Below are 16,455 nucleotides of genomic sequence, written 5' to 3'. Positions count from 1 at the left end.
GCTTTACTTCGTTATCGACATATTTTGACGCTCTGATAAGGCAAACTTATTAGCATTGTGGTGCTATAAGTGTGTTTTTGCTCAAAATTATTCAGGTAAGATATTAATTTTATTTGCTTTTATTCAAATAAGTTAATTACAGGAGGGATGAGTAAAATTATAGTTTTTAGAGAAATCTAAAAATCTTCTTCTTTTTTCCAATAAATTTTACGCCCAAATCCCAGCAAATTATTCGTCATTTTCACATAATGTAACTGTAATGCCCAAATTGGTGCTTTGATAACTCTTGCAAAGGGAAATGCCCGATAATATAGCGCATAGGCATGCTCAGCTTGTTGTTTTTGTAATCGTGTTGCTTGAGCTTGAAATTGGATCCCTTGGATCTGTGCAACCGTCTTAGGCGTAATACTGATCGTGCCCGCTATTAGTGGGTTTGTTAACATGGCTTTAGCGTGTTCGGTTTTTAATTCGGAAAGAAGATACAGACACATTACCGATTCATCAAAAACATAAAAGGTGTTACATGCCCATGGTTTGTTGTCAGGTAAGATTACGTTTAGCGATAATACATGGTTATTTTTAATAAATTTTATGATTTTAGAGTCGGCTTGCATATTTTTTATTTATTGGTGTTATTCGGTTTTAGTGTTTAGGTGCAGATCTTCGCCCCATCGTGGTAGCGATGGGATGTTAATATCAAATAGGTCAAGTGCTCTTGCTACGCTATGGGTGATGATATCATCCAAACATTCAATATGCTGATATAAAGCTGGTACTGGCGGGCATATTACACCACCCATAAGTGTCACGGTTTCCATGTTTTTTAGGTGCGTTAAATTTAAGGGTGATTCACGAACCATTAATACCAAGCGACGACGCTCTTTTAATGCAACATCAGCAGCACGAGTAAGTAAGTTATCTGATAAGCCATGTGCTATGGCAGCTAGAGTCCTCATTGAGCAAGGTGCAATTAGCATACCCATAGTTTTAAACGATCCGCTTGCAATGGCCGCACCAATATTGTTGACAGAATATACTTTATCAGCTAGTGATTCTATTTGTGCTATGCTGGTGTTAGGGAATTCGTAAGCGCGCGTTATTTGTGCTGCTTTTGATATTACTAAATGAGTCTGAATATCAAGTGGTTTTAAAAGCTCTAACGCTTTTATTCCATAAGCAAACCCTGTTGCACCACTAATGCCAATCACTATCCGCTGGAGAGTCATGTTTATCCTATATTAATAAAATTGTTAATCATTATTTTATTTAGTCTACAAATTATATTGTACATTTAAAAATAAGCGATATTAAAGCTAGTTATTAATTTAGTGACTATACCTATCTATTGATAGCGAATCAAGTAGCTAAGGCTACTATCATGAATATTAAAATAAGGGAAAAGTGTTGAGATTATTAGGTTGTTTTATGGCTACCATATAAGGTTGGTAGCCATTTTTAATAATTTATTCTTTAGCTATTGGTTCATTTACAATTTTTGTTTCTTGCTTACCTTGAATAGCTTTAATTTTTTGTTCATATTTTGTTACAGCATCTTTGCTAGATAATAAACTATAAGATAAAGTAAATTCAGTGCTTTGTCCTGGTTTAAGCTGACGTACACGTTTTTGCTCACGTTCGATAGTCACTGGATAAGCAAAACTGGTACCTGGCTCTAAGCCTGTAACATAACCTTGCTTGAGGGTATCGGTATTTTTCCATAATGATAGTACGGGTAGCTGTTTAGTATTAAAACTAATACCAGCTGCTTTATCACCTGCTTTATTGGTCACCATAACTTGTGTTTCGCCATTCTCCTCAGAAAAAGGATAAACATTAAATACCATTTCATCAAAATCTTTAGTTGGACCTAGATAAGTTTGCCATGTATCAAGGCCACCTTTTGCATAATCGTTAAATGGAGATATTTCTTTAACTGGTGCAACAAATTTAGCACCATCTTCAAGAATAGGTGTACCAAAATTACTATGGTAGATAATTTGATAATCACGGATATAATCACTCTTATTGGTGAGAACGTCGTGGACCGTAAATTCTCTACTTCCTGGCACATAGATCAGCGATGCCCAAGTTTCTAAATTGCTTTTTTTGAAAGTATTTTCTTTAATTAACCCTTTAACTGTAATGGTGTACGGTGCTTTGTCCGATACATCAACAATTAATTTAGAAACAGGTGTATTTTGCGCACGACCATGAAGCGTATACATGATGCCACTATCTTGCACAGCATGACCTGTCCATTCAAAACCACAACGAACCATCATTTCGTTAAAGCCATCTAGCCAACCAAGCCCTGCCCGACTTTCTAAGTTAATATATTTAGGATGAACGACTTCATCTACTGGTGAATCCCATCCCATGCGAACACCATCACCAACAACAGACAAAATACCTAATCCACGAGTTGGAATTAATTTAATAGTGAAATTATCACTAGAAATTGTTAGTAGTTCAGTTCCGTCTTGTTTACCACCTTTAAGGATCGTATTTTGAATAGCGAATTTTGAACCTTTTATTCCTAAATCTTGACTCGAAACTGACCAATTACCTTTGGCAATACCTTTTTCGTTATCAGTTAATACAAATTCTTTAGCATTGGCATTATAACTAACTAAACTAATCACAACAGCTAGTGAAATAATTTTGATTTTCATGGTGATTCCTCATAGTTAACAAAATAATACTGAATCGTGTCAGTTAATATGACATAAAATAAAAAGAATCAACAAAAAGAAAATCGCAAAAATGAGAGTTTATTCACACTTTTCCAAAAGCATATTGCATATGTACAAGCAATTTGTTGAAAGAAATAAGTGTGAAATTTTAAGAGGATCAGTTTTTAGGCCTTATTTGCCCTGCTTTCCAGTGTTTTCGGCATACTGAGTGGTATTCGCTATCACCTAGATGAATAGAATTTCCGAATTTAACAATTTTACCGTCTTGTCCTTCCAATAAAATCATAGTTGCTTTTTTGCCACACCAGCATACAGTTTTGAGCTCTCTAAAATTGTCGGCTATTTCAAGTAGTGTTTTAGAACCTTCAAACAGGTGTCCCATATAATCGGTTTTGATACCAAAAAACATGATTGGTACGCCATATTCGTCACATACATCAGATAACTTCCAAATAGTATTACGCGATAAAAACTGGCTTTCATCGATTAGTATACAGGCATAATTGCTTTGTTTGATATGCTCAATAATTTCATCAACCGTTGTGTCATCAAGCTGTAACGCTTTTTTGCGTAATCCTAAGCGAGAAACAATTTCAACTGCCGAGTCACGAGTATCGACTGATGATTTAAGTAATAAAGTCTGCATATTATTACTTAAATAATTATGGTCAATTTGTAAAAGCTCTGTGGATTTTCCGGCATTCATTACGCCATATATATAATAGATTTTAGACAAAATTAAATTCTCAAAATTAGATTAAATCAATAAAAGTGGTTAAATAAAATGATAATTTGGATAATAAAAAAGGTAAGTTAAATAACCTACCTCTTTAATAGTTTATTGAATAATTATTTTGCTTTACCTTGGTTGGCAACAGCAGCTTGTTTTGCAGCGATTTCGTCAGCATTGCCTAGGTAGTAGTGTTTGATAACTTTCATATTGTCATCAAATTCATACACTAATGGCACACCAGTTGGGATGTTTAGTTCGATAATATCATCATCGCTGATGTTGTCTAAATGTTTTACCAATGCACGAAGTGAGTTACCATGAGCAGCAATGATAACACGTTCACCTTTAGCTACACGTGGAGCAATTGTTGATTCCCAGTAAGGTAGTACACGTTTAATAGTTAAGGCTAGGCTTTCGGTTAATGGTAATTCTGATTCAGGTAGTTTGCTATAGCGTGAATCGTGACCAGGAAAACGTTCATCTGATTTTTCAAGTGCAGGAGGTGTAATTGCAAAGCCACGACGCCATAATTTTACTTGTTCATCACCATATTTTGCTGCTGTTTCAGCTTTATTCAAACCTTGTAATGCACCATAATGACGTTCGTTTAGCTTCCAGCTTTTTTCAACAGGTAACCATGCTTGATCTACTTCGTCTAAAACGTGCCATAATGTGTGAATTGCACGTTTTAATACTGAAGTGTAAGCATAATCAAATGCGAAACCTTCTTGTTTTAGTAATTTACCTGCTTCAGCCGCTTCTTTGTTACCTTTATCAGATAAATCAACATCAGTCCAACCACAAAAACGGTTTTCTTGGTTCCAAACACTTTCTCCATGTCGAATTAGCACTAATTTTTTAACTGCCATGAATATAACTCCTTTGTTACGTAGATTAAATTTTTGGTATATTCTGTCATAGACATGCTAGGTTATTACCGTGCATGCCCATTTGTTTTGAGCCAACCAGACTGACTCAAAACGTTTATTATTTGGGTAAGTATTTTAACGGGTCAACTGATTGCGCTTTGTAACGAATTTCAAAGTGTAATCTAACTGACGAAGTGCCAGTTGCACCCATTGTGGCTATTTGCTCACCTGCGCGAACGGCTTGTTGTTCTTTTACTAATATAGATTGGTTATGCGCATATGCTGTTAAATAGTCATCATTATGTTTAATAATGATTAAATTACCATAACCTGGTAACGCATTACCAGAATAAACAACGCGTCCATCAGCCGCAGCCAAAACCTTATCGCCAATTGAACCCGAAATATCAATACCTTTACTTGCCTTTGAGAATTTCTCAATAATCTTGCCTCGTGCAGGCCATCGCCATGAAATATTGACTGCTTTTGAATTTATAGTTGGACTTCTAGTAGAATCATCTAGCGGTTCAGTGATTGTTTCAGTTGTTTCAGTTGTTGTTGGACGTTTATTTTTATCTATTGTGGTAATTGAAGTCGTTGTTGTTTTGGTTATTGTTGGTTTAGTTTTAGCTTGTCCAATCACTACAGATGAATTATTGTTGTTTGATTTATTTGTCGTTGTATTATTGGTTGTGGTTTTTTGTGTTACCACAACAGTTCCGCCACTAACGTCTAATACTTGCCCAACATTAACGGCAAATGGTTCTTTGATATTATTTTTAGCTGCTAGTGAACGGTAATCATTACCAGTTACCCATGCAATATAAAATAAAGTATCGCCTCGTTTAACAGTGTAAGTATCGCCTTGATATCCGCCTTTTGGAATGTCGTCGTAATTACGATTATAGACAATACGCTCATTACTAATCACCGTGCTAGTATTGTTAGCGGTGTTGGAATTTGAAACCGTCGCCTGCCTTGATGATGGAAGGTTATGATTAGTAGGAGTAGAAACTGTTCTACCGCCTGTTGATATATTGGCAGGTGGTTTGGTATAGACAGAAGAAGTTGATGATCCACCTGCGCCAGAAATATCTTCAATTTCGGCCTGCTCAGTTTGCGTACAAGCAACAATCAACAAACTTAAGCAACTTAATGTAAGTATTTTTTTCAAAGCAACACCTTTCATTCGTAAATTTTGTTTTTGACTATTTTGTGTTCAATAGCATTTATACATCTTATTTTATCAGCACATTTTAGCGTTTTTATAGTAAAAACGCTATTATATTGATTAGTTATTAGTTAAATCAATAAATTCATCTAGAATTTCACGATGAAAACCTTAAATTTGTTATTTGATTATTCTTGCGATCTATAACCACTAAAATTCAAACTGAGCTAATATAATTTCTTTATTATCCAAAGGTATAATCCCAATCAGCTTATGCTTAATTTTGTTATAAGCAAGCTATTTTTCTACTTTTGATTAACTAATTATTCAGGCTTTGTCGGATTTATTTTGAATGTAACGAGTATATACAATAAAATAGGTTTTCGTACAGTACCTTTGCCGTATTTCTAAAAAAATTTAATGTGATTTAAAATAATGACTTTATATATTGTTGCCACCCCCATCGGAAACTTAGATGATATTACACTCAGAGCCATCAATACACTGAAAAGTGTCGATCTTATTGCGGCTGAAGATACTCGCCATAGCGGTTTACTTTTACAACATCTTGGAATAAAAGCAAAATTGTTTGCTTTACATGATCATAATGAACAAGAAAAGTCCAATATTTTGATTGAAAAACTTAAATCTGGCTTATCAATTGCTTTGATTTCTGATGCTGGCACTCCGTTAATTAATGATCCCGGGTATCATTTAGTTAAGGCTTGTCGCGAAAATAACATAAAAGTAGTTCCCGTTCCTGGTGCTTGTGCTGCGATTGCTGCTTTATGTGCATCAGGGTTGCCGTCAGATAAGTTTATTTATGAAGGTTTTTTACCAGCTAAAGCTAAAGCTCGCCAAGATTGTCTTGTAAAATTGTTAGACGAACCACGAACAATGATTTTTTATGAATCAACACATCGCTTATTAGACACGCTTAACGATATGCAAACTATTTGGGGACCAAATAAGCAGATCATTTTAGCTAAGGAACTAACCAAAACATGGGAGACCATTGTCAGTTTTAAGGTTAATGAGCTGATTAATTGGCTAAACGAGGATACTTCTCGCCAAAAAGGTGAATTTGTATTGATTGTTCAAGGTTATATCAAATGCGATGATGATATCGATCCTCAGGTAATTAGTACCCTTAAACTATTGCAAAAAGAATTACCGCTAAAAAAGGCAGCAGCCATTACTGCTGAAATATATGGACTTAAAAAAAATCAACTTTATCAAATTGGTTTAGGTTCCAAACAATAATTGTGTCGTTAAGTTATATTACTTGGTATAGCTTATAAAACGGTTTTTAGAAAGCGTTGATTGGATAATAAACTAAATGATTATTACTAATTTGCTTAATTATCGGTTGATTTATCGATAAGAAGATTAGCACAAATAGCGCAATTTAGTATATAATCGCCCCTTATTTTTAAGATATTTTAAAACAAAAAAGGTAACAAACAGTATGGGATTTAAATGTGGGATTGTCGGATTACCGAATGTAGGTAAGTCAACGCTTTTTAACGCACTAACTAAAGCTGGCATTGAAGCGGCTAATTTTCCGTTTTGTACTATCGAGCCAAATACTGGGGTTGTACCAATGCCAGATCCCCGTTTAGATGAGTTAGCTAAAATTGTTAAACCACAACGCACATTACCTACTACCATGGAATTTGTTGATATTGCTGGGCTTGTTAAAGGCGCATCAAAAGGCGAAGGTTTAGGAAATCAATTTTTAGCTAATATTCGTGAAACAGAAGCTATCGGTCATGTAGTGCGTTGCTTTGAAAACGAGAACATTGTCCACGTTGCGGGTAAAATCGATCCTGCTGAAGATATCGAAATTATCAATACCGAGCTAGCATTAGCCGATCTTGAAGCGTGTGAACGAGCAATAACTCGCCAACAAAAACGCGCTAAAGGTGGTGACAAAGACGCCAAATTTGAAGTGGAAATCCTTGAAAAGTGTTTACCTCATCTTGAGCAAGGCAAAAAGCTACTCTTATTAGATCTTAGCAAAGAAGAACTTGAAGCCATCAAATACCTTAGTTTTTTAACGTTAAAACCAACTATGTACATTGCCAATGTTAATGAAGATGGTTTTGAAAATAATCCTTATTTAGATAAAGTAAAAGCAATAGCGGAACAAGAAAAAGCTGTTGTAGTCCCTGTTTGTGCAGCCATTGAAGCAGAACTAGCCGAACTTGATGATGCCGATCGTGATGAGTTTATGCAAGATTTAGGTTTAACCGAACCAGGCTTAAATCGTGTGATTCGTGCTGGCTATAGTTTACTTAATCTTCAAACTTATTTTACCGCAGGCGTAAAAGAAGTTCGTGCTTGGACAATTTCGGTTGGCGATACCGCACCTCAAGCAGCAGGCAAAATTCATACCGATTTTGAAAAAGGCTTTATTCGTGCGCAAACCATTGCTTTTGATGATTTTATTAAATACGGTGGTGAACAAGGAGCTAAAGAGGCAGGCAAAATGCGTGCTGAAGGTAAAGATTATATCGTACAAGATGGCGATATTATGAACTTCTTATTTAATGTATAGTTGATTATTTTACGTCGCCTTTTGGCGACGTTGTTATATTGATATCCATAATAACTAATTAATATTGATATAAAATTTATTTTTTTACTTAAACGTAGTGTTACCTGAAACTTTTTGTCAACTGAACCAATAATAGATTGGTAAATATAAGGACAGCCCACTTTTATGTTACTCACTTTTCAACAAGCCAAGCAACAACTACTTCAAAGCGCATCAACCATAAAATCGCTGCATAGTGAAAAAGTTACGTTATTTGATGCATTAGAAAGGATTACCGCTGAACCTGTAATTTCCCCTATTAATGTACCTAGTTTTGATAATTCAGCTATGGATGGTTATGCGGTTCGGTTAGCAGATTTTAAACAATCAAAATTGTTGCCACTGGCTGGTGCTATTTTTGCAGGTGATGATATAAACAATCTTCATTGGCCACAAGGCACTTGTTTACGCATTATGACAGGAGCTCCAGTGCCAAATGATGCCGATGCGGTTGTTATGCAGGAGCAGACCGAAAAATCTGATCTAGGGATTACCTTTTTAAGTAACGTAAAAGCTGGCGATAATATTCGTCGTATAGGTGAAGATGTTAAAAAAGGTGCGATCACAGTCAACAAAGGGACTAAATTAACGATACCAACACTATCGACACTTGCAACATTAGGCATTAGTGATCTTGTTGTCTTTAAAAAATTAAAGGTAGCCATCTTATCAACGGGTGATGAATTAACCCCCATTGGTCAGCCATTATCTGGCAATGGCGCTATTTATGACAGCAACCGCTTCACACTAAAATTATTATTAACCAAACTTAACTGTGAGGTTATTGATCTCGGTATTATTGCTGATGATCTTACCGAAATCAAAAAAGCGTTAATAACTGCATCAAGTCAAGCTGACTTGGTGATAACAAGTGGAGGCGTATCCGTCGGTGACGCTGATTATACCAAAACTGCACTTGAAACATTAGGACAAATCAATTTTTGGAAGATTGCAATGAAACCAGGCAAGCCTTTTGCCTTTGGCAAAATTGGCAATGCACTATTTTGTGGTTTACCTGGTAATCCCGTTTCAACTTTAGTGACTTTTTATCAATTGGTACAACCACTTATTTTAGTGCTTTCAGGACAACAACTAACATCAATCGATTTATCTTTCAAAGTAAAAATTGCTACCAGCGTCAAAAAAAGAATCGGGAGATTAGATTTTCAAAGAGGAATATTACAAATTAATAAACAAGGTGAGTTAGAAGTAACAACAACTGGTCAACAAGGTTCTCATATTACGCAGTCATTTAACCAAGCTAACTGTTTTATTGTGCTTGAACAAGATCGTGGTAATGTTAGTGAAGGCGAAATGGTGAATGTTGAACTGTTTAATACATTACTTAAGTGATGTTATAGTTCAAGCCATGGTTTATGAATTCTGCCTCCTATAAAGCCACGCATATCAATAAACCAAGGCAATAGCGTTCGTTGGTGCACAATTAAAATAGTGCCACTAATATCGCACCAACTGCAATCATAGCGACACCAACGCCAGCTAACAACGAGATCTTTTCACCAAATAAAACAACGGCAAACACAACAGCAAAAACTACGCTTAATTTGTCAATTGGCGCAACTTGCGACACCTTGCCTTCTTTGATCGCCATAAAGTAAAATAGCCAAGATAGCGCACCTGCAATACCGCTTAGCGCAATAATAAGTAATGCCTTTTTATCATTAAAAAAGGTGTTGATAAGATTTAATTTACCCTGAACAACAACTACACCAACTAAAAAAATAGCCATTACAATGGCACGAATTGCAGTAGCGGTGTTAGCATCAAGATGTTGTAAACCAATTTTCCCTAAAATAGCAACACTGGCCGCAGTAATGGCAGAAAGTAATGCGTAAATCAGCCATGCACTCATATTAATATTTATCTACTTTGAATAAATATTGTTGATTATTCGAATTATTGCTACATTGTTGAGATTTATTCATTACACCACGACAATCCTCTAAAACACCGTGCGCTTTTGACCAATGATAAGTTTTGCCTTCGTCGTTTTTTCCTCCACATCCAACTAATGCTAGGCTAAACATTAAACAAGATAGCCCAATAACTGCTACTTTCATTTCTTTCTCCTTTTGGCAAATACATTAAATAATTATAGGTATTACATTTGTTTCTATTGAAGTTATTTTAATTCATAATTAATACGTTTAATAGCTAAATTACCACCTATTTTTAATAGATGAAAAGCGCGCTCGGCTTTGTGTTCAATTAATAATTGAGGTGGTTCATCTAATGGTTCATCAGCTAATTCAAATGCCCCCCAATGAATGGCTATTGCGCAATGACAATTGAGTTCGTCATATAACTGCACAGCTTGTTTGGGATCGATATGCTGTGATTGCATATACCAACGTGGTGCATAAGCCCCAATTGGAATTAATGCCAAATCAATTGAAGGAAATCGCTTAGCGATCTCTTTTAATTCAGCAGAGTAGCATGTATCCCCCATAAAATAGACTGTCTTTGATTGATCTTGATTATCAATATTAGATTGAATCACCCAACCACACCATAATGCTTTATTTACATCAAATAATCCACGATTGCTCCAGTGTATAGCCGACGTTGCCGAAAAAGTAAGCCCATCAACAGTTACGCTATCCCACCAATCTAATTCAGTAATCTGTTTTGCTCCCAATTTTAATAATGCTTTTTTTAAACCAAGAGGAGCCATTATTACAATATTAGGAAAGCGCGCAATTAATTTCCGAATGCTATGATAATCAAGATGATCATAATGGTTATGTGAAATTACAATAAAATCAATCTGCGGTAGTTGTTCGATTTCTAAAGCTGGAGGTGTGCGACGTTTCGGTCCGATCAATTGTAATGGCGAAGCTCGTTTAGAAAAGATAGGATCTGTCAGAATCATTTTACCGCCTAAACGAATCAATGTTGTCGAGTGACCAATCCACCAAACTCTATCATCGGGAAAGTCAAGATTTATTTGCTCAAACCACGTCTGATTAAAGTTGTGATAACCTTCTTTAGGAGGTAAAACTTTACGTTCAAAACGCCAACGCAAAAACTCACTTATTTTTATTTTAAAAGATTCGTCGTGCCTAAACCCTTTAGCTGTATGATGTTTTTTGGTAGTAATTAAATCTTGCTTTTTATTATCTATCATTGTTACAGTATCTTTACCACTAATTAGTTTATTTATTTGCTGTACGTTCAATTATTACAGCAACATTTCGAGCATTAGCTATTGCATTCGGTTTGGATACTTTAACTTTAAGCCAATTAACCGAAAATTGTTTAATAATACGCTCAGCAATACGCTCAGCAACACATTCAATCAATTCAAAATTCGAACATTCAACCAATTGTGTTATAGTTTGACTAACCACAAAATAATCTAAGCAAAGTGATACGTTATCACTTTCTCCAGCAGGTTTATTATCCCACGCCATTTCAAGATCAATAATTAATTTTTGTTTAATAGTCTTTTCCCACTCATACACGCCGATGGTGGTTAAAACAGTTAATCCTTCGATTAATACCCTATCTTTGCTATATGTATTCATACCTGATTCCAAAACATAAGTTACATTAAATAGAGATTACCGAATCTTGTTAAATTACGCTATAATTTATTGCAAATAATATAAGATATACAAAATTATGACTCGAATTTTTCAACCATTTACCATTGAGCCAAATAGTCTTGTTACCCTAGATGATAATGCATTTAACCATCTTATACGCGTGTTACGCATGAAAGTAGGTGAAAATATTATTTTATTTGATGGTTCAAACCATATTACTCCTGCAGTTATACATGAAATCAATAAAAAAACAGTTACAGTAAAAACCTCTTTGCCCATTTTAGATAATCGTGAATCACCGTTAGAAATTCACTTAGGGCAAGTGATTTCACGCGGTGAAAAAATGGAGTTTACAATTCAAAAATCAGTCGAATTAGGCGTAGCGAGTATCACCCCACTCATTTCTGAACGTTGTGGCGTCAAACTTCATGAAGAAAGGCTCGAAAAGAAAATTCAACAATGGCAAAAAATTGTTATTTCTGCTTGTGAACAATGCGGTCGAAACGTGATTCCAGTTATTCATCCAGTAATGAAGTTAGAAAGTTGGTGTGCTAGTTTGACCGAAGGCTTAAAACTCAATTTACACCCCAAAGCTGAATATGGTATTAGACAGTTAACTAATACGCATAAACAAATTTACTTACTAATTGGACCTGAAGGTGGTTTATCTGATAATGAAATTAGCATGACACATAACTATCATTTTTCTGACATTTTACTCGGCCCTAGAGTGTTGCGAACAGAAACTGCAGCATTAACTGCTCTCACCGCCTTACAAGTACATTTAGGCGATCTTGGATAAATATATCTTATACAAATGATAAGTAATGATTGCTTTGCAACTGAACTTGTAACGAGTATGATAACAACAAATATTAAATTTTAATTTGGGTATTATGATTAAAAACCTGTTAAAAAGTTTCAGGAATACCCATATTTCAGTATAAAACAATTTTATAAAGACAAAATAGGTAAGGAGTCATCATGATAAAGCTGGGCATTGTAATGGATCCAATTAGTCACATCAAAATAAAAAAAGATACCAGTTTTGCCATGTTACTTGAGGCGCAAAAAAGGGGTTATGAACTTTTTTATATTGAAATGAATGACCTTTTTCTAGATACTGGCGAAGCTTATGCCACAACTCGCGCTTTAACAGTTTATAACGATAAAGATCATTGGTTTGAACTTGGGCAAGAAAAAACGATTCCACTAAGTGACCTTGACACAATTTTAATGCGTAAAGATCCACCTTTTGATACTGAGTATATCTATGCTACATACATTCTAGAGCGTGCCGAAGCTAACGGTGTGTTAGTCGTAAATAAACCACAAAGTCTACGCGATTGTAACGAAAAGCTTTTTACCGCTTGGTTTGCCGAGTTTACACCAAAAACCTTGGTTACACGTCAAACACAGCATATCAAAGCTTTTCACGAACAACACCATGATATCATTTTAAAACCACTTGATGGCATGGGGGGATCATCCATTTTTCGAATCAAACAAGACGATCCCAATGTTTCAGTGATTATTGAAACGTTAACTGAACATAACACACGTTATTGTATGGCTCAAAACTTTATTCCTGCGATTAAAGACGGTGATAAACGTGTATTAGTGGTTGATGGTGAACCTGTACCTTATTGTTTAGCACGAATCCCTCAAAAAGGTGAAACTCGTGGCAACCTTGCTGCTGGAGGACATGGCGAAGTTAGAGCCTTAAGCGAAAGCGATTGGCACATAGCTAAAAGCATCGCCCCAGTTTTAAAAGAAAAAGGCCTACTATTTGTAGGACTTGACATCATTGGTGATAAGTTAACCGAAATTAACGTTACCAGCCCAACCTGTGTTCGTGAAATTGAAGCAGCTAACCCAGGCCTTTCAATTACCGGTATGTTAATGGACGCAATAGAACATCGATTAAATAAAAAGAGTTAAACAATGATTAGACAATATAAATCTGAAGATTTAAATAGCGTAATGACAATATGGTTGCAAGGTAATTTGCAAGCTCATAACTTTATCAATCCTGAGTTTTTTAAACAAAATTGTGATTTAGTAAAAATGTTAATTCCAATGTCTACTTTATACGTTCAAGACCTTGATGGAGTTAAAGGGTTTATCGGTATAACTGAAAATTATATTTCAGGTCTATTTGTAGATGAAGCTTTTCGCCGACAAGGAACAGGTAAAGCTCTTGTTGAAAAAGCAAAACAACGCCATAACGAACTGTTGGTACATGTTTATAAAAAAAATACTAATGCGATTAACTTTTATCTTTCTCAAAATTTTGAAATTGTTTCAGAATCGATCAATGAAGAAACAAATGAACCAGAACTATTAATGCACTGTAATGTTGAACACAACGTTAAAATTGGCAAATGTGCATTATAAAATTAACTTGAATGTGAAACTATGAATTTAAAAAACCATTTTATTATCGCAATGCCAACACTTGATGATTCTATGTTTAGTCATTCAGTTATTTATATTTGTGAACATAATCGTGATGGCGCTATGGGGATTATGATTAATAAACCAATTATTGAACTTAATGTGGCAACCGTTCTTGCACGTTTAGAAATTACATCACCAACAAGTTGCGCAGAACTAGAACAACCTGTATTTTGTGGTGGTCCCATTGCTGATGAACAGGGTTTTATTTTACACACACCTTTAGATGGGTTTGCTTCTAGTATTCAGATTTCAGATGATGTGATGATTAGCACTTCGCTTGATGCGCTTAAATCAATCGGCTCTCCTGAACAGCCCCAAAATATCTTTTTGGCTTTAGGTTATTCAAGCTGGCAGTCTCTACAACTCGAAGATGAAATTGCTCGTAATGATTGGTTAGTGGTTGATGCCGATCCTCAAATTATTTATGAAGTTGCCATTGATGAACGTTGGCAAAAAGCCGCTCAATCACTTGGAATCAATATGAATACTATTTCACACCAAATGGGAAATGCATGACCCATGGCAACCATTATTGCATTTGATTTTGGCACAACCAGTATTGGAGCGGCTATTGGCCAAGATATAACTAAAACAGCCAATCCTTTATGCTCGTTTAAAGCACGCGATGGTATTCCTAACTGGCAAGCTATCGAAAAGGTATTAAATGAGTGGAAACCTGATTTTTTAGTCGTTGGGCTTCCCCTAAATATGGATGGCACCGAACAACCATTAACAGCCCGAGCTCGTAAATTTGCTAATCGGTTGCATGGCAGATTTGGTTATCAAGTACATTTGCAAGATGAGCGGTTATCGACCGTTGAAGCAAAATCACATATTTTTGCTTCACGAGGTTATCGAGCACTTGAAAAGGGTCATGTTGATGCAACTTCTGCCATTATTATTTTGGAAAGTTGGTTTGAAAATAATTAGTAATTTTATTTAATTGGTTATTTTGTAAATAATTAATCGCCATTAAATTTCATCCTTGCTAAAATAACAACAACTTTTTATTGTAAGGACTACTTACCGTGTCAAACAACAATTCTCTTAGTTATAAAGATGCTGGTGTCGATATTGATGCTGGTAATGAACTTGTTAATCGTATTAAATCTGTTGTTAAAGAAACCAAACGACCTGAGGTTATGGGTGGACTGGGTGGCTTTGGCGCACTGTGTGCTATTCCACAAAAATATAAAGAACCTATTTTAGTATCTGGTACCGATGGTGTCGGAACTAAATTACGTCTAGCAATGGATTTAAATCGCCACAAATCAATCGGCATCGATTTAGTAGCAATGTGTGTTAACGATCTGATTGTACAAGGTGCTGAACCTTTATTCTTCCTTGATTATTATGCTACCGGCAAACTTAATGTTGATGTTGCAGCCACTGTGGTAACTGGTATTGCTGAGGGTTGTAAACAATCAGGTTGTGCCTTAGTTGGGGGCGAAACAGCTGAAATGCCTGGTATGTATCATGGTAATGACTATGATTTAGCAGGATTTTGCGTTGGTGTTGTTGAAAAATCAGCCATGATCGACGGTAGCAAAGTACAAGATGGTGATGCATTAATTGCATTAGCATCAAGCGGTGCTCATTCTAATGGCTATTCATTAGTGCGTAAAATAATTGAAGTCAGCGGTGTAAATCCTGCCACTGAACAGTTAGGTGGCAAAACTCTTGCCGATCATCTACTTGCACCAACTAAGATCTACGTTAAGTCCGTTCTTGACCTTATTACTCAAGTTGATGTGCATGCCATTGCCCATATTACAGGCGGCGGATTTTGGGAAAACATCCCTCGCGTATTACCTGATAATACACAAGCCATAATTAATGAAGCAAGCTGGCAATGGCCTGAAATATTTAATTGGTTACAAAAAGCAGGTAATGTCAGCCGTCACGAAATGTATCGAACTTTTAACTGTGGTGTTGGCTTAATTATTGCTTTACCAAAACAGTTAGCCGATCAAGCAATTACTTTACTAAATAATCATGGTGAAAAGGCATGGTTATTAGGTGAAATTAAACACGCTACATCAGGCGAGCGCGTTGTAATAAAATAAATTGTATTTTCATATTATCCATCCATTAATATAATGAATTAGATGGATAATATGCTACTTTTTCAGGTCATTATTGCCAGCTGGTAACAATTTGCAAACATCTAACTGTACCATTTAATAAATCTTTTTTAGCTATTATTTTGTGACAAACGATCGAGTTACTTTATCACATTAAGGACTTACACATGCTACTCTATTTGTATTATATAAATGACTAGAAATAGCCATAGTATTAATGTTACCACCACCCGAACCAGCGCTATACCATTCATTTGTAGTAGCTCAAACTTAATCT

General features: G+C 35.5%; 19 protein-coding genes. 9 read left to right on the top strand and 10 right to left on the bottom strand.

Features of this window, described 5'->3' with window-relative positions:
* Nucleotides 1-176: 176 nt before the first annotated feature.
* From J6569_RS10155 to nlpD, 6 genes are all read right to left on the bottom strand, one after another.
* A complete protein-coding gene (locus J6569_RS10155; RefSeq protein ID WP_143421978.1) occupies nt 177-491 on the bottom strand; it encodes a hypothetical protein in 315 nt (104 codons plus the stop codon).
* A 141-nt stretch (nt 492-632) separates the two neighbouring features.
* Nucleotides 633-1,226: a UbiX family flavin prenyltransferase gene (locus J6569_RS10150; protein WP_065609692.1), complete on the bottom strand. Its 594-nt coding sequence runs from the start codon at nt 1,224-1,226 to the stop codon at nt 633-635.
* A 237-nt stretch (nt 1,227-1,463) separates the two neighbouring features.
* Nucleotides 1,464-2,672 carry an aldose 1-epimerase family protein gene (locus tag J6569_RS10145; protein ID WP_296300862.1) on the bottom strand — a complete coding sequence of 403 codons (1,209 nt, stop codon included), beginning with the start codon at nt 2,670-2,672 and terminating at the stop codon, nt 1,464-1,466.
* Nucleotides 2,673-2,850: 178 nt separating this feature from the next.
* Entirely contained in the window at nt 2,851-3,429 is a 579-nt protein-coding gene (locus J6569_RS10140) for a thymidine kinase (protein ID WP_034910926.1), read from the bottom strand.
* Between the two features lie 113 nt (nt 3,430-3,542).
* Nucleotides 3,543-4,295 carry a 2,3-diphosphoglycerate-dependent phosphoglycerate mutase gene (gene gpmA, locus J6569_RS10135; protein WP_065590495.1) on the bottom strand — a complete coding sequence of 251 codons (753 nt, stop codon included), beginning with the start codon at nt 4,293-4,295 and terminating at the stop codon, nt 3,543-3,545.
* 118 nt (nt 4,296-4,413) lie between these two features.
* Complete coding sequence (nlpD, locus tag J6569_RS10130) at nt 4,414-5,484, bottom strand: murein hydrolase activator NlpD (protein ID WP_065590494.1); 1,071 nt, start codon at nt 5,482-5,484, stop codon at nt 4,414-4,416.
* Between the two features lie 417 nt (nt 5,485-5,901).
* Here nlpD and rsmI point away from each other — a divergent pair, with 417 nt between their 5' ends.
* The 3 genes from rsmI (at nt 5,902) to moeA (ending at nt 9,418) form a co-directional block, all read left to right on the top strand.
* A complete protein-coding gene (gene rsmI / locus J6569_RS10125; protein ID WP_296318376.1) occupies nt 5,902-6,729 on the top strand; it encodes a 16S rRNA (cytidine(1402)-2'-O)-methyltransferase in 828 nt (275 codons plus the stop codon).
* A gap of 205 nt (nt 6,730-6,934) precedes the next feature.
* The gene (ychF, locus tag J6569_RS10120) at nt 6,935-8,026 is read left to right on the top strand and encodes a redox-regulated ATPase YchF (RefSeq protein WP_034910937.1); all 1,092 of its coding nucleotides are present in this window, start codon (nt 6,935-6,937) and stop codon (nt 8,024-8,026) included.
* Between the two features lie 165 nt (nt 8,027-8,191).
* Complete coding sequence (gene moeA / locus J6569_RS10115; RefSeq protein ID WP_296318375.1) at nt 8,192-9,418, top strand: molybdopterin molybdotransferase MoeA; 1,227 nt, start codon at nt 8,192-8,194, stop codon at nt 9,416-9,418.
* Between the two features lie 91 nt (nt 9,419-9,509).
* On the opposite strand, the gene J6569_RS10110 is transcribed toward moeA, so the two are convergent.
* The 4 genes from J6569_RS10110 to folB form a co-directional block, all read right to left on the bottom strand.
* Nucleotides 9,510-9,938 carry an EamA family transporter gene (locus tag J6569_RS10110; protein WP_296318374.1) on the bottom strand — a complete coding sequence of 143 codons (429 nt, stop codon included), beginning with the start codon at nt 9,936-9,938 and terminating at the stop codon, nt 9,510-9,512.
* 1 nt (nt 9,939) lies between these two features.
* Nucleotides 9,940-10,146: a hypothetical protein gene (locus J6569_RS10105; RefSeq protein ID WP_065590490.1), complete on the bottom strand. Its 207-nt coding sequence runs from the start codon at nt 10,144-10,146 to the stop codon at nt 9,940-9,942.
* 62 nt (nt 10,147-10,208) lie between these two features.
* Nucleotides 10,209-11,264: an MBL fold metallo-hydrolase gene (locus J6569_RS10100; RefSeq protein WP_296318373.1), complete on the bottom strand. Its 1,056-nt coding sequence runs from the start codon at nt 11,262-11,264 to the stop codon at nt 10,209-10,211.
* The gene (gene folB / locus J6569_RS10095) at nt 11,242-11,613 is read right to left on the bottom strand and encodes a dihydroneopterin aldolase (protein WP_085163848.1); all 372 of its coding nucleotides are present in this window, start codon (nt 11,611-11,613) and stop codon (nt 11,242-11,244) included. Before folB ends, J6569_RS10100 begins: the two co-directional genes overlap by 23 nt.
* Before the next feature lie 97 nt (nt 11,614-11,710).
* Here folB and rsmE point away from each other — a divergent pair, with 97 nt between their 5' ends.
* From rsmE to purM, 6 genes are all read left to right on the top strand, one after another.
* Nucleotides 11,711-12,436, top strand: coding sequence for a 16S rRNA (uracil(1498)-N(3))-methyltransferase (gene rsmE / locus J6569_RS10090; protein WP_296318372.1), 726 nt, complete (start codon nt 11,711-11,713; stop codon nt 12,434-12,436).
* Nucleotides 12,437-12,618: 182 nt separating this feature from the next.
* Complete coding sequence (gene gshB, locus J6569_RS10085) at nt 12,619-13,575, top strand: glutathione synthase (RefSeq protein ID WP_296318371.1); 957 nt, start codon at nt 12,619-12,621, stop codon at nt 13,573-13,575.
* Between the two features lie 3 nt (nt 13,576-13,578).
* Entirely contained in the window at nt 13,579-14,031 is a 453-nt protein-coding gene (locus J6569_RS10080; protein WP_065590487.1) for a GNAT family N-acetyltransferase, read from the top strand.
* Between the two features lie 21 nt (nt 14,032-14,052).
* On the top strand, nt 14,053-14,610 hold the full coding sequence (locus tag J6569_RS10075) for a YqgE/AlgH family protein (RefSeq protein ID WP_065590486.1): 558 nt from the start codon (nt 14,053-14,055) through the stop codon (nt 14,608-14,610).
* Nucleotides 14,611-14,613: 3 nt separating this feature from the next.
* The gene (gene ruvX, locus J6569_RS10070) at nt 14,614-15,024 is read left to right on the top strand and encodes a Holliday junction resolvase RuvX (RefSeq protein ID WP_174798117.1); all 411 of its coding nucleotides are present in this window, start codon (nt 14,614-14,616) and stop codon (nt 15,022-15,024) included.
* Between the two features lie 98 nt (nt 15,025-15,122).
* Complete coding sequence (purM, locus tag J6569_RS10065; RefSeq protein WP_296318370.1) at nt 15,123-16,160, top strand: phosphoribosylformylglycinamidine cyclo-ligase; 1,038 nt, start codon at nt 15,123-15,125, stop codon at nt 16,158-16,160.
* Nucleotides 16,161-16,455 lie beyond the last annotated feature (295 nt).

The organism is Gilliamella sp. (assembly GCF_024104075.1).
GTDB lineage: Bacteria > Pseudomonadota > Gammaproteobacteria > Enterobacterales > Orbaceae > Gilliamella > Gilliamella bombi.
Note: the sequence above shows the minus strand (reverse complement) of the source record. Positions and strands in the feature narration are given on the sequence as shown.

Bases quoted from the DNA above. Each gene is read 5' to 3' on its own strand.
- gshB (WP_296318371.1), top strand. From the start codon at position 12,619: ATGATAAAGCTGGGCATTGTAATGGATCCAATTAGTCACATCAAAATA.
- rsmE (WP_296318372.1), top strand. From the start codon at position 11,711: ATGACTCGAATTTTTCAACCATTTACCATTGAGCCAAATAGTCTTGTT.
- J6569_RS10150 (WP_065609692.1), bottom strand. From the start codon at position 1,226: ATGACTCTCCAGCGGATAGTGATTGGCATTAGTGGTGCAACAGGGTTT.
- moeA (WP_296318375.1), top strand. From the start codon at position 8,192: ATGTTACTCACTTTTCAACAAGCCAAGCAACAACTACTTCAAAGCGCA.
- J6569_RS10080 (WP_065590487.1), top strand. From the start codon at position 13,579: ATGATTAGACAATATAAATCTGAAGATTTAAATAGCGTAATGACAATA.
- ychF (WP_034910937.1), top strand. From the start codon at position 6,935: ATGGGATTTAAATGTGGGATTGTCGGATTACCGAATGTAGGTAAGTCA.
- folB (WP_085163848.1), bottom strand. From the start codon at position 11,613: ATGAATACATATAGCAAAGATAGGGTATTAATCGAAGGATTAACTGTT.
- J6569_RS10110 (WP_296318374.1), bottom strand. From the start codon at position 9,938: ATGAGTGCATGGCTGATTTACGCATTACTTTCTGCCATTACTGCGGCC.
- gpmA (WP_065590495.1), bottom strand. From the start codon at position 4,295: ATGGCAGTTAAAAAATTAGTGCTAATTCGACATGGAGAAAGTGTTTGG.
- ruvX (WP_174798117.1), top strand. From the start codon at position 14,614: ATGGCAACCATTATTGCATTTGATTTTGGCACAACCAGTATTGGAGCG.
- J6569_RS10155 (WP_143421978.1), bottom strand. From the start codon at position 491: ATGTGTCTGTATCTTCTTTCCGAATTAAAAACCGAACACGCTAAAGCC.
- rsmI (WP_296318376.1), top strand. From the start codon at position 5,902: ATGACTTTATATATTGTTGCCACCCCCATCGGAAACTTAGATGATATT.
- J6569_RS10105 (WP_065590490.1), bottom strand. From the start codon at position 10,146: ATGAAAGTAGCAGTTATTGGGCTATCTTGTTTAATGTTTAGCCTAGCA.
- J6569_RS10145 (WP_296300862.1), bottom strand. From the start codon at position 2,672: ATGAAAATCAAAATTATTTCACTAGCTGTTGTGATTAGTTTAGTTAGT.
- J6569_RS10075 (WP_065590486.1), top strand. From the start codon at position 14,053: ATGAATTTAAAAAACCATTTTATTATCGCAATGCCAACACTTGATGAT.
- nlpD (WP_065590494.1), bottom strand. From the start codon at position 5,484: ATGAAAGGTGTTGCTTTGAAAAAAATACTTACATTAAGTTGCTTAAGT.